Raw genomic sequence first — 12,735 nt, forward strand, 5'->3', positions numbered from 1 at the left:
CACTCAGTCCTCCAGCAGTACCGCTAGCTGGTCAGCGAGAGGAGACAGCCGCGCATCGACCACCGCCCACACAATCGCATGATCCACAACTCCGTACTCATGGGCAATGATGTTGCGCATCCCGATGATCTGATCAAGATTCGGCACTTCCGCAGCGGTCCGGGCATCGGTGCGTCGCAGACGGTTCAAGGCCTCACCGAGAATCTCCAGCTGGCGCTCCACTGCCGATTGCACGAGTAGGTTGACCTGAAAATCGTGAACGTCGATCCCCTCTACGAAGGAGAGGGCAGCCAGGCATGCCTGATGGGCGTCCCAGAGATGGGCCTTAGACGTCGGCAACATAGACGGTCTCCACCTGGCTGAGCGCAGACTCACGGAAGTACGGATTGCGAATCGCTCGTTTCACGACGAGATCGACGTCGCGACCCACGATACCCCGAAGGTCATCGCGCAGCGCACAGAAGTCCTCGAACGGATCCGGCCGATCGGGGAGGAAGTCGACGAGGAAGTCGACGTCGCTGTCCGCGTCGAAGTCCCCGGTGACGGCTGACCCGAACAGTGACAACTCGGCCACGCCATGGCGCTCAGCGGCGCGACGGATCGCAGCGAGGTCAACGCCAGCAGTGACAGTCATAGTGCCAGTATCTCATCACTGCCGACTCGTGGAGCGGATGTCGATCTCTGATGGCGGGTCACACGTTGAAGCGGAACTCAACCGCGTTCCGTAGCCGATTAGCATGGCGTCGCACCCACGCCACCACTAGACAGCGCCCGATCCTGACGTCGATCTCCACGTCCGGTCAGTTGTGCCAGCGCGCACCGGGCGCGCGACCCGTTACGGTTCGGATCGCCCACGCCAGCACGTGGGCCAGCTTCCCAATACGCTGGATCCATGGCAAACGGGCGAGGCGACTCAGACATCCACTCTTCCGAGGCGATCCAAGGGTTGGAGGCGCTTGAGACGGGCACGGTCGCGATCTATCGCACCCTATACGATCGGATTTTTTGGGACCTCGACCACGCGCACAATCAACTCTCTGGTCCAAAAATTGACTTTGCCGACCTCATACACAGCGCGGCCCACCTTCGCTTGGTGATAGAGCAAATCACGATGGCATCGTTCGTTGCCAGTCACACCTTGGTATCACAGGCTAACGTAGCCGTTTCAAACTCTCGAAACTTCGACTCCGCCCGAAAGATTCTGCAGAGACTCAACCCGCACTACTGGCCCGCGTCCTTCGGGCAAGTGACTCACGGTGGCCGTGAAGGGCTTGGGGTGCGCTCGGGAGTTGGACTGCAGGAAGCCGAAATTGGCCGATACTTCGGGCTTCTCAGCGAGGTTCTCCATGCGCAGACACCTTACGTCCTCAAGAAGCGACGACGCCCCCCAGAGGAGTATTTGTCTGAATATCGTACTCTTGGGGAGAAGTTGAGCCTCCTACTCGAAAGCCACATTGTGCAAATGGCCGATCAGCCCAAGTACCTCTACCTGACAAGGAATGGCAAAGAAATCAGCACCCAAGCCTTTTCAACAGACCAAAAACTGCTGGACTGAGCGCCAATAATCGTATCCTTGATCATACATTGAATCTAAATTCGACCACATTCGTCAAGTCGTCGTATGACGGCCCGCCTGGTCTGTTGACTCGTGGCAATCCTCGCTAGACTGGGAGGTGCCGCTCATGGAGCACACGGGCGGAGGCGCAGACCCTCGGTTGGTGACCGAGCAGCCGCGAGCTGATCTGCGTGGCAGGCGGTGAGCCTCCCTGACGGTGGAGGCAGATTCCGGATTGGCCTGAGCCGGGACGTGCGGTGTGCATTCCCTTGCGCATCAGCGAGGCCACCGCGGCGTCACAGCCCATTCACGACCGTCAACCTGTCCGTCGGCCCCTCCCCGAGCGGGAGTGGCTCACCCTCACCGAAGTAGTCGAACTCGGCTACGGCTCCCATTGGACGCTGCGCCAGCGCATCAAGCGCGGGGAGCTGGCTGCCGCCAAGATCGGCAATCTCATCAAGGTCCGCCGCGAGGACCTCTCCGCTCTGGTCGTCCCCATCGAACCGGCGGAGCCCACGTTTGCCGACGTCGAGGCGGCGGTCGAGCGGATCGTGGCGAGCGCTCCCCCGTTGACCGATGAGCAGTGCCGTCGCCTCGCCTCCCTGTTCGGGGGTGCTGCATGAGCACCGTCGACAACGACTTCCAGAGCATCTCCGAGCAGCTCCGCAACACGTCCTGGACCGTCTCCTGCGAGGAGGTCTCGGGGGTCTCGACGGCCGTGCTCGTGAGGCGCGTCGAGAGGGCTCCAGGAGGCCCTTCTGAGGCTCGAATCGGGGCCTCTCGTGTCACCGAAATCGAAAACGGTGACACGAAAAATCTCTCGAATGACCCTCTGGCCAGGGAAAAGGCTTTCAGGCCATATTCCCCTATGGGAGTGCAGACTGGCCTGGCCGGAACGGCCAGTGCCAGCGTGCCCCCGCTGACCGTCTCAGGAGCCGGTTCTCCGGCCTTCGGGGACCTCGCCACGGTGCGTGCGATGAGCACCGGCGAGTTCGCTCCGACGATCGCCTTCGACACCGAGTTCACCTACCTCCCCGACGGGTCGCGGCGGATCGACAGCTACCAGTTCTCGGTGTTCGATCCCGAGGATCCTGCGTGGCGGTTCGAGATCGTGCTCCTGCCGTTGGTCGATGAGTGTCTGGCGGTCGAAGACTCGCTGGCCGTCGTGGTCCGTGAGAGCGGTCTGTGGCGAGCCGCTGGTCTCCCCGACCCCAAGGGCGTGCCACGTCGGGACTTCTGGGTGGACGGGGACTACCGGGCGAGCATGGCCGCCCTGTTCAAGCACCACAGCGTCGAGATCGTCTTGGCGGGTCACTACCTGCCTGCGGACTTGACCGCCTTCGCGCGGCCGGCGCGCCAGCGCGGGGACGGTCGCTACGACGACATCATGCGCCGGGTGACCTCAGCGTCTGGTGGCCTCGTCTCGCTCAAGCCGATCCGCATGATCGCCCGCCCGGGCTCCCACGGGACGGGTGAGCGCTGGCTGCCCCTCTCGATCACCGTGCGCGACACGATGGGTCAGTCCGCTCCGGGGCAGAAGTCGCTGGCTGTGCTCGGTGCGGTCTGCGGCGTGCCCAAGCTCGGCATCGGTGACTCGATCGAGGACATGACCCGCTTGAGGCGCGAGCGGCTCGTCGAGTTCCTCGACTACGGCGTCAACGACGCGGTGATCGTGCTGGAGTACTTGACGGCGCTGTGGGGCGTCGACGCCGTGCCCGCGGTAACCCTGTCGGGTGGCGGTGCCCACGCCCTGCGGGCGGGCATCAAGGAGTACTGGGGCATCGCTGGGGCGAGCAACGCCGAGTTCATGGCGCGGTTCCAGGGGCTGGTCCGGGTCAACGACGGCGAGGCCGCCGACGACGACGGCCTGAGCTTCTATTCGGTGCGGTCACTGACTCCGGTGGATGGCGATGCCAACCAGGCGCACTCCGCGTACAAGAAGGCCTTCCACGGGGGCTGGAACTCCTGTCTGCGGGTCGGGCACTTCCCTACCCGGACCTACGACCACGACATCCAGTCGGCCTACCCCTCGGCGATGGCCGCGATCGTCGATGTCGACTTCGAGAACGGGTGCATCGAGGAGGTGATCAAGGACCGCGACCTCACCCCCGAAGACTTCCCGCTGGGGATCGTGACGCCGTTGGTGGCCTATGCGAGCTGGGAGTTCCCCGAGGGGGTCGAGCCGTGCCTGCCGGTCAAGGTGGGCCAGTCCGTGGTCTACTCTCGCACCTCCGAGGGAGCCGGGGCAGCCCAGGGCGAGGGTATGGACGCCGTCGGCTTCGACGGCTTCAACGGCGCATGGGTCTGCGGTCCCGAGCTTGCGTTGGCCCTCAAGCTCGGGGCCCGGGTCCGGGTGCAGATCGGGTACCGGCTGCGAGTGCTCCAGCACGACGGCGGACCGTCGCGCTCCATGCGTGCGGCCGTGCGTCAGATGGTCGCCGACCGCGCCGAGGCGAAGCGTGTCTGGGGTAAGGGTTCGCTCGTCGAACAGGTGGTCAAGGTGGCCTGCAACTCCTGCTACGGCAAGCTCGCCCAGGATGTCGCCGAACGGTCGGGCTGGAACGCCTGGGCCGAGGAGATGGAGTCCATCGGCGGATCGTCGGTGACCAGTCCCTACCACGCCGCGATGATCACCAGCCTCGTCCGCGCCCTCCTGCTCGGGATGGCCAACGAGGTCGACCTGATCTCGGTGACCACCGACGGCTTCATCACCACCGAGGATGACGTCGAGGCCTTCGACTGCTTCGGTGCCTCCGACGTCTTCCGTGATGCGCGCGAAGCGCTCGTCGGCGACCCCGGGGTCTGGGAGATCAAGCACACCCAGGACGACCTGGTGAACCTGACCACCCGTGGGAACGTGAGCGCCCGACTCGGCGGCGTGCTCGCACGCGCCGGGCTCAAGACTCCGTCCGACCTGCGTCCTCGCTTCGATGCCGACGACACCGAACGGGATCGCCTGTCGCTCGAGGAGCGCCGCTGGTTCCGCAACCTCGCCGTCTCCCGGACGGGGAAGGTCGTCAATGAGTACACCTCATTCCCGTCGTTCCGGGAACTGTCCCGGTCAAAGGACCGTGTCGATTTTCATCCCGTCGAGCGTGCGCCGGAGGTGAGTCTCGACTTCGACATGAAGCGTCGTCCTGTGATGGAGACGCTGCGTGTCGATCGCGTCGACGGCTACGAACTGGCGGGGTTCGACACGGCACCGTGGGACAACGTCAATGACTACCAGCGCGCCCGGGAGATCGCCCGCCACATCGCGGCGATGCGCCCAGGCACGACCGGCCCTGACCGGCCGACAGGGTGCCTGCGCACCGAGGAGGAATGGCGGACGTGGCAGCGTCGCTACGACTCGGTGGCGGGGCGGCGCATCCGCACGGCTGAGTCGGCGCTCCTGACCGAGTTGGTGGCCGCGCGCAAGGAGGGGCTGGTGTCCCTGCCCGTGCTCGCCTCGCGGGTGCCCGTGGAGCAGAAGTTGGCCTGGCTCGGGTCGCTTGGTTACGGCGAGTTCTCTCGTGCGCAGTGGGAGCACATGTCCAAGCGCGACCGTCGTGCTCGTGTGCTCGCAGATGTCGATCTGGCCGCCCTGGTCGAGGTCGTAGAAGGGCTGCCCGAGTGGTAGCTCCACCTATCGCCCACCCCGGGGATGGGCTCCCGAACAACGACGCCCGAGGAGGCATCACGATGACCGAGAACACGACCATGACCAGGCGCGAGCAACGGGTCCAGCGGCTCGCCGACCTCGTGGCCGAGCGGAAGGCCTTTGAGGCCGAGCTGGCCGCGAAGCAGGCGGCCATCGAGGCTGAGGAGAGGGCCGCCGCGAAGGCCGTCAAGGACGCGCTCAAGCACGCCGGTGAGGCGCGCTGCGCCGCGATGGAGGAGCTGTACGAGCTGTTCGGCATCGAGGAGGAGGTGACCGAGAAGACGGCCAAGGACGGCACAGTGCGCCGGGTCCGCAAGGACCGCGACGAGGCCAAGCGGGCCGCGCGCCTCGTCGAAGCAGTCGTCGCGCTGAAGGCGCGCGGGGCCGCGAGCGAGGCAAGTCTCGAGCAGGCCGAGGAGCCCGTCCTCGAGGACGGGGAGACGGTCGCCGACGGTGGCGTCCACGAGGACGACGACGAGCCCGAGGAGCGCGAGGACGCGCACGAGCGGGGCTTCTCGGTCTACGGCGCGTAGTCGTCGTGGACGGTCCCCAGGACCCCGGTTCCGCGGATGCGGGCCGGGGTCCTTCGACGCACTGGGAGGGGCCCCGCCGGGGCGCAGCAGAGATGGGGAGGGCGGTAGCCCTGTCCCCCGAGGAGGCGGAGCCGACGAGGGGCGGGCAGCAACTGGGAGGGGGTTTGGCGGAGCCAAACACCCGTACAGTTGAACTGCTCGCCCGTAATGCTGCAACCGGGTATACTGATGGGGGTGCGCAGCCCACCGGACAGCCCGGTTGCAGCATTACCGAGGGGAGGTCGGCCGACGTGGTGACGATGCCGGACGAGGCGCAGCCGAGGCGGCGAGGGGGTAGGCGGGCGATCTACCCGAAGCGGGTCGAACTCAGGATGACGCAGTCATCGTTCGACCTCGCCGAGGAGTCCGCGAAGCGGGCGAGCGAGGCGACGGGCCGGACCGTCACCGTCTCGGACATCATCCGCGAAGCGGTGGAGGACGGATGCCGACGACTGGCCCGCGAGCAGGCCCAGGCATCGGCACGAAGGGGCGGTGCCGATCCCGATGTGGTGGACGGCCTGATCGACGGCGTCCAGGAGCTGAGGACCGAGATGAGGAAGGTCGGTCACAACGTCAACCAGATGGCCAAGGTCGCCCACCAGACGGGTCAGGTGACCGGCGACCTCGACGACGTGAAGCGCCAGCTCGAAGCGATCGACGGCAGGCTGGTGGAGCTGGCCGGGCGCATCGCGGGAGTGGCTGACTGAGGTCATGGTGAAGCCCATCGCAGCGGTCGTGATGTCCAGCCCGACGAGGAACTCGGCGCGGCTGATTGCGTATGCGCTCACCGAGAAGGACGGTCAGGCCAAGGGCGACCGGTTCGTGGCTGCGAGCGGCATCAACGGCTGCATCCCGGAGTTCGCCGAGGGGCAGTTCCGGGACAATCGGAAGCGCTGGCGCAAGGACGGGACGAGGACGGTCAAGGTGCAGTGGGGCACCGACAAGGTGACGGGCCAGCCGACCTACCGCGACGTCACCGAGGGCGCCTATGTGCAGGCGTACCACGTCATCCAGAGCTTCGCGCGGGACGGTGCGGGGGCGCTCGACCCCGACGATCCCGACGACTGGGAGGAGGGGCACCGGCTGGGCCAAGAGCTGGCCCGCTCGCTCGCCGGTGACCACCGCCGCGCGCTGGTCGTCACCCAGGTCGACGGGAAGACCGGCTGCGTCCACAACCACATCGTGATCGACTCGATCGACAAGGCCACGGGGAAGAGCTTCGCGTCGTCCAACGTGAAGCACTCGGTCCTGTCCAAGACTCATGACGCCGTGCTCGCCGCGCAGGGGTACGAGCAGCGCAACGAGCTGACATCCACGGGCTGGGAGCTGAAGGAGAAGTCCGAGCAGCGGGGGCTGGACAAGCACCAGAAGTGGAGCGCCGGGGCCTCGCCGAGCGAGCCGGAGCCGTTCAGCTTCGCGGTGCTGAAGGAGCGCATCCGGACTGCGCTCGAGGCCACGGGCTACACCGACTTCGACGGGTACGCCCAGGTGCTGGCCGAGGTCGGCGTCGTGGTCGAGCAGCGCGGCGAGAAGGGCCGCGGGCTCACCTACCAGATGAAGCGCCGCGGGGCGGACGGTGAGTACATCGAGCCGAGTCCCAGCGACCGGCGACGGGCCAGCAGGCTCGGCCGCTTCGCCATGCTCGACCACGTCGAGGAGACGATCCAGCGCAACGCCGAGCTGGCTGCGCAGGCCGCGCCGAAACCGGCCATGTCGGCGGCGCAGATGCGCCCGGCGATGGCGAGCAGCCTCGACGACGCCCTGGCTGAGCGGCGCAGCGAGAGCGCCGCGGCGCTGGCCGCCCAGTGGGAGCAGGAGCGCCGTGCGGAGGAGATGATGGCTGAAGCCCGACGGGCTGGATTCGAGGCGGTCATGGCGCCCGCTGGGCCGTCGCCCGAGAGCGCAGGCGACGGCGTCGCCGTGGCGGATGGATCCGATGCGGATGGACCGGACGCGGATGGACCGGACGCGGAACTGGCCGACAAGGTCGTCCTCGACGCCTGGGACCTCCAGAAGTGGCGGCTGCGCACGCCCGACCGCGGCGCGATGCGCAGCGCCGGGATGGGCTACGCGGAGGTCGACGCCGCCATCGCCGCGTGGCGCGCGCTCGACGAGCCGAAGACCGCCTGGGAGCGCGAGCGGGAGGCCGAGCAGCAGCGTGCCATCGAGACGGTCGAGGACGTGGCCGAGGTGAGCGCGCCGGCTGCCGCCGACACGACTCCGGCCCCAGCCCCGGCTACCGCCGGGTCCAGGGCCGAGGCGTCCTCGACCTCCGAGGTGCGGGCCGCTGCGCCCTACGAGTCGCCGCTGCGGGAGAGGAGGCCGACGCGCGAGCGCGAGGTGGCTGCATGGGGGCAGATGGTCCAGATCGACGAGCGCTGGCGCGTGCAACTGGCCGCCGGGGAGCCGCTGGACGGCGCGCTGGCCAAGGGGCTCAGGAGCGCCACGCTGGAGCGCTACGAGGACGCGCTGGACGCCTCGGTGGCCTTCGAGCTGTGGCGCCGCGCGGCGAAGCTCGCCGTGGCCCGCAGGGCCGTCGAGGTGCGCCAGGACAAGGCACTGGCCGACGCGATGCGCGCCGAGGTCGCTGCGGGCGACCACGCCTGGGACGGCGAGCCCTCGACGCTGGCCGAGCTGAGGCACGAGGCCACGAGGCGAGAGCTGACCAGCAGGGAGAAGGCACTCAAGTCGGTCCATGAGGCCGACCTCGAGGTCAACCACGAGGACGGGCTGGAGCGCCCACCGAACGCCGGAGGGGTGGAGGGGTGAAAGACGACAGGCCCGCTCCGACGGGAGCGGGCCTGCGGCTGCGCGTGGTCTACTTGGCGATCCAGTCGCCGTTGACGTCGCGCTCGTAGTCCTCGACCTCGGCCTCGACCACGGTGATCGAGCCATCGGACAGGACGGTGTAGTCGAACTCGGCGAAGTCGGCCCCCTCCCCGTCCTGGGAGGTCCGGAAGGTGAAGGTCTCGGTGGCGTCGTCGTCGGTCGGGTTGGCCGCGCAGCTGCCCACGTTGATGCCGGAGGCGAAGTCCGCAGCCAGGTACAGGCCGGTCTCGGGCGCGGACTCGTTCAGGTCGGCGAGCGGGTACACAAGGCCGTCTTCGTGCCGCGCGGGGTGGGCAACTCCTACCAGACGCTCGAGCCGGACACGGCCTACACGTACCTGGTGAACGACCACTGGTCCGCCGACGCGCAGGGCCAGTACACGTTCCTCAACCTCGCGGACCCGACGGCGGCCATCGCCTGGCCCATCCCGCTCGAGGACGCCGAGCTCTCGGACAAGGACCGCGCCCACCCGATGCTCGCGGACGTCACCCCCATGCCGCCCGCCCCGATCCTCGTGCTCGGCGCCGGCGGGCAGCTCGGCCGCGCCCTCGTGGCCCGCGCCGCGGCCGCGGGGATCCCGGTCGAGGCCCACGGCCGGGACACCTGGGACATGACCGACCCGGCCTCGTGGCCGCGGGAGCACTTCCGCGGCCTGCGCGCCGTGGTCAACGCGTCCGCCATGACCGCGGTGGACGCCGCCGAGACGCCCGAGGGCCGGGCCCAGGCCTGGGCCGTCAACGCGACCGCCGCCGCCGAGCTCGCCCGCCGCTGCACCGAGGCCGGCGTGCCCCTGGCGCACGTCTCCACGGACTACGTGTTCGACGGCACCCTCCCCGTGGGGCAGGAGCACCCGGTGGACCACCCGCTCGCGCCGCTGGGCGTCTACGGCCAGTCGAAGGCCGCCGGTGAGGCCGCGGTGCGCACCGTGCCGCGGCACTGGATCGTCCGCACCTCCTGGGTGATCGGGGAGAGGAAGAACTTCGTGGCCACGATGGCGTCCCTCGCCGAGCGCGGGATCGACCCGGCCGTCGTCGCCGACCAGCACGGCCGCCTCACCTTCGCCGACGACCTCGCCGACGCCCTGCTGCACCTGGTCACCACGGACGCGCCCACGGGCACGTTCCACATGACCAACAGCGGTGACGTGGTCACCTGGCACGACGTCGCCCGGTGGGTCTTCGAGGACACCGGCCACGACGCCGGGCGCGTCTCCGCCACGACCACCGCGGCGGACCTGGCCGGCAAGGAGGGCGTGGCACCGCGGCCGACCAACAGCGCCCTCGACCTCGGGCCCCTGGCCGCCGTCGGCTACACCGCCCCGGATCAGCGCGAACGCCTGCGAGACCACCTGTCAGAAGCGGCGGGTGGCACACGTGATACTCTTCGGGTGGCACACGTGACACTCTTCGTGTGGCACACGCTGATACTCTTGCAGAAATCGCGTCTGCTCAGAGAGAATACATCTGGCATACATCGCCCCCGAAAGGTCCCGTCATGAACGCTCACTCTGCTTCCACCACCGCGTCAGGCCCGAGTCGGCGCGCCGTCGCCACCGGTCTGGCCTGGTCTGTCCCCGCCGTCGCCATGGTCTCGGCGGCACCGTCCTTCGCCGTCTCGCTGCGCAAGGATCCCGGCATCAACGGCTGGGTGCTGAACTCGCCGACTGATCTGGGCCGTTGCCGCTATGATCTCGATGTCAACTCGGCGCCCTCCGGCTGGGGCGACACTCCCGATGGCGCGCCCTGGGGGCTCTACGTCTACGACGTCTCCGAGGACGGCAGCTACAGCAACGCCAAGCTCGTCTACTGGGTGCGCGGCACTCATACTGCGACACAGAACCCGATCACCTGGCAGGCGGCCGCGGGGCATTCTTCGCTGTGGTCAGGCCCCGTGCTGGGTGCCCCGCAGGTCAAGGCCGACGGGTTCGTGTACACCCCCTACACCTGGACGTACACCGGCATCATCGACCCGGCAAACGTCGCGAGTGACGGGCGGCTGTACCTCGACACCTTCCATGTGAAGGCCGCCAACTTCTCCATGTCCGAAAATGGCCGGTGCCTGCCCTTGGATATCTGGGCATACCGGGAGATCCTCGTGGACCCGGACGGGCCCACCGGGCCGCAGCAGCCGGAGACTCTCAACTTCGAACGCCGCTGGGGGAGGAGCGGACCCTACCCTCCCAGCACTCAGGGGCGCATGGCGGTCACGCCGGACGCCGAGGCCACGGCAGAACTGCAGCAGGGGAGCAGCTGAACCGGGCCACCGGCACTTGCACGGGGACGCGGCCGAGACGCCAGCACTGGCCCGCGCGCAGACGCAGTGGGGCCCCGCACCGGAAGGTGCGGGGCCCCACTGCGTGGCGTGGACTGGCGTCAGTCCTTCTTCGTGCGATTCCTGTCCGCGCGTGCGGCCCGACGGGACTTCTTGCCGGCCGTGCCGACCGTGCCGGTTCCCTGCAGGTACTTCTCGTGGGACTTGTGGTACGTGCTCTCGTACCCGTACCCATAGGCGGAACTGCCGCGCTGGGAGCGTGTGATGCCGTTCATGACGACGCCCAGCAGACGCGAATCCACTGCGGCGAGATTTTCCACAGCTGAACCGCCCCGGTTTTGGTGGAGGCTCTGATCCCACGGAAGGATGCAGAGCATGCCAGCACCACGGAAGTACCCCGACGAGCTGCGGGAGCGGGCCACGCGGATGACGGTCGAGGCTCGTAGAGACCCGGTGACACGGCGCGGCGCGTTCAAGCGCATCGGTGACCAGCTCGGGGTCCACCCCGAGTCCCTGCGCAGCTGGGTCCGCCAGGCAGAGGTGGACGACGGCACGGTGCCGGGAGTGACCTCGCAGGAGGCCGCCAAGGTGGCCGAGCTGGAGAGGGAGAACCGTGAGTTGCGGCGGGCCAACGCGATGGCGGATTCAAGCGGTCAGTGCAACGAGTCCTGTGAGATGAGGTAGTCGCCGATCACAGGAGGGCCCGGATGCAGGGCAAGCACGGTCATCTCAGTCGGGAGCAGAAGCAGCTCGCGCTCAGGTTGCATGCCAAGGGCTGGCGGCTGGTCGACATCGCGAAGGAGGTCGGTTGCAGCGCGCCGATGGTTGGCATCATGGCCCGCGCTGGCAGGCACGTCGAGGCCAGGCCGTTCGGCTGGGAACCACGTCACGGCTGCCTGAGGATCGACGAGCGCGAGCAGATCCTGATCGGGATCAACCGCGGCGACACCTTCACGGCGATCGCGCGCCAGCTGGGTCGGGCCGTGTCCACTGTCAGTCGCGAGGTGAAGCGCGGTGGTGGCCGAGCCGGGTACTCGGCCTGGCACGCCCACGAGCATGCCCGCGAGCAGGCTCGACGGCCCAAGCGGTTCAAGCTCGCACCGGGCCGACTCCTCGAGGAGGTGGCCAAGCGTCTCGAGCAGCTGTGGTCACCCCAGGAGATCGCCGCGCGCCTCCGGTTGGATCACGCCGACGACCCGGAGATGCGCGTGAGCCACGAGACGATCTACCAGTCGCTGTTCGTGCAGGGACGCGGCGAGCTGCGTCGCGAGCTGGCCCGGTGCCTGCGGTCCGGCCGCGCCACTCGCAGGCCCCGTGGGACCACCGACGGCCGTGGCCGAATCCCCGGCATGGTGATGCTCAGCGAGCGTCCTGGCGAGGCAGATGACCGTGCAGTACCGGGTCACTGGGAAGGCGATCTGATCCTCGGGGAAGGCAGCCGCAGTGCAGTCGGCACCCTCGTGGAACGATCCACCCGGATGACGCTCTTGCTGCACCTGCCAGACGGGAAGAGCGCTGAGCAGGTAGAGGCCGCGATGCGTGAAGCGATCACGACGTTGCCCACGTCATTGGCCAGGACGATCACGTGGGACCAAGGCGCCGAGATGTCCAAGCACGCCGCGTTCACCACGGCCACCGGGATCCCGATCTACTTCTGCGACCCGCACTCGCCGTGGCAGCGTGGCAGCAACGAGAACACCAACGGGCTGCTGCGCCAGTACCTCCCCAAGGGCAGTGACCTGAGCACCGTCACCCGCGAGGAGCTCGACGCGATCCAGGACAGCCTCAACGGCCGGCCACGCAAGACGCTGGGCTATCTGACACCATCAGAGAAGCTCGCAGAGTTCCTTGCGCCCACCGCTTGAATC

At 68.0% G+C, this 12,735-nt stretch carries 13 protein-coding genes and 1 pseudogene; 10 read left to right on the top strand and 4 right to left on the bottom strand.

Annotation, left to right across the window (positions count from 1 at the left end):
• Positions 1-3: 3 nt before the first annotated feature.
• Positions 4-342, bottom strand: coding sequence for a HepT-like ribonuclease domain-containing protein (locus CFT82_RS03485; protein WP_088817663.1), 339 nt, complete (start codon positions 340-342; stop codon positions 4-6).
• Positions 326-634, bottom strand: a complete 309-nt coding sequence (locus CFT82_RS03490) for a nucleotidyltransferase family protein (protein ID WP_088817664.1) — start codon at positions 632-634, stop codon at positions 326-328. Before CFT82_RS03490 ends, CFT82_RS03485 begins: the two co-directional genes overlap by 17 nt.
• Before the next feature lie 258 nt (positions 635-892).
• On the opposite strand from CFT82_RS03490, the gene CFT82_RS11465 reads away from it, so the two are divergent.
• The 6 genes from CFT82_RS11465 to CFT82_RS03520 all read left to right on the top strand — a co-directional run bounded on the left by CFT82_RS11465 (position 893) and on the right by CFT82_RS03520 (position 8,536).
• Positions 893-1,555 (top strand): hypothetical protein, encoded by a 663-nt coding sequence (locus tag CFT82_RS11465; RefSeq protein ID WP_143469472.1) that lies wholly within the window; start codon positions 893-895, stop codon positions 1,553-1,555.
• A gap of 257 nt (positions 1,556-1,812) precedes the next feature.
• A complete protein-coding gene (locus CFT82_RS03495) occupies positions 1,813-2,178 on the top strand; it encodes a helix-turn-helix domain-containing protein (RefSeq protein WP_234994254.1) in 366 nt (121 codons plus the stop codon).
• Entirely contained in the window at positions 2,175-5,174 is a 3,000-nt protein-coding gene (locus tag CFT82_RS11840; RefSeq protein WP_200815037.1) for a hypothetical protein, read from the top strand. Before CFT82_RS03495 ends, CFT82_RS11840 begins: the two co-directional genes overlap by 4 nt.
• A gap of 62 nt (positions 5,175-5,236) precedes the next feature.
• Entirely contained in the window at positions 5,237-5,728 is a 492-nt protein-coding gene (locus tag CFT82_RS03510; protein ID WP_088817665.1) for a hypothetical protein, read from the top strand.
• A gap of 299 nt (positions 5,729-6,027) precedes the next feature.
• Complete coding sequence (locus tag CFT82_RS03515) at positions 6,028-6,474, top strand: MobC family plasmid mobilization relaxosome protein (protein WP_234994318.1); 447 nt, start codon at positions 6,028-6,030, stop codon at positions 6,472-6,474.
• A 4-nt stretch (positions 6,475-6,478) separates the two neighbouring features.
• Positions 6,479-8,536 carry a relaxase/mobilization nuclease domain-containing protein gene (locus CFT82_RS03520; protein WP_088817667.1) on the top strand — a complete coding sequence of 686 codons (2,058 nt, stop codon included), beginning with the start codon at positions 6,479-6,481 and terminating at the stop codon, positions 8,534-8,536.
• A 49-nt stretch (positions 8,537-8,585) separates the two neighbouring features.
• On the opposite strand, the gene CFT82_RS11845 is transcribed toward CFT82_RS03520, so the two are convergent.
• Positions 8,586-8,861, bottom strand: a complete 276-nt coding sequence (locus CFT82_RS11845; protein ID WP_200815088.1) for a hypothetical protein — start codon at positions 8,859-8,861, stop codon at positions 8,586-8,588.
• Positions 8,862-8,873: 12 nt separating this feature from the next.
• On the opposite strand from CFT82_RS11845, the gene CFT82_RS03525 reads away from it, so the two are divergent.
• Both CFT82_RS03525 and CFT82_RS03530 read left to right on the top strand, forming a co-directional pair.
• Complete coding sequence (locus CFT82_RS03525) at positions 8,874-10,094, top strand: sugar nucleotide-binding protein (RefSeq protein ID WP_234994255.1); 1,221 nt, start codon at positions 8,874-8,876, stop codon at positions 10,092-10,094.
• Positions 10,091-10,849, top strand: coding sequence for a hypothetical protein (locus tag CFT82_RS03530; RefSeq protein ID WP_088817668.1), 759 nt, complete (start codon positions 10,091-10,093; stop codon positions 10,847-10,849). The genes CFT82_RS03525 and CFT82_RS03530 overlap by 4 nt, the downstream gene beginning before the upstream one ends.
• A gap of 119 nt (positions 10,850-10,968) precedes the next feature.
• On the opposite strand, the gene CFT82_RS03535 is transcribed toward CFT82_RS03530, so the two are convergent.
• Positions 10,969-11,142, bottom strand: a complete 174-nt coding sequence (locus CFT82_RS03535; RefSeq protein ID WP_200815038.1) for a hypothetical protein — start codon at positions 11,140-11,142, stop codon at positions 10,969-10,971.
• A 100-nt stretch (positions 11,143-11,242) separates the two neighbouring features.
• Between CFT82_RS03535 and CFT82_RS03540 the strand changes: the two are divergent.
• Together CFT82_RS03540 and CFT82_RS03545 are read left to right on the top strand one after the other, a co-directional pair.
• A pseudogene (locus CFT82_RS03540) lies at positions 11,243-11,500 on the top strand (transposase); the annotation flags it as partial.
• A 74-nt stretch (positions 11,501-11,574) separates the two neighbouring features.
• On the top strand, positions 11,575-12,732 hold the full coding sequence (locus tag CFT82_RS03545; protein WP_015780200.1) for an IS30 family transposase: 1,158 nt from the start codon (positions 11,575-11,577) through the stop codon (positions 12,730-12,732).
• Positions 12,733-12,735 lie beyond the last annotated feature (3 nt).

It is taken from the genome of Kytococcus aerolatus (assembly GCF_900187395.1).
GTDB lineage: Bacteria > Actinomycetota > Actinomycetes > Actinomycetales > Dermatophilaceae > Kytococcus > Kytococcus aerolatus.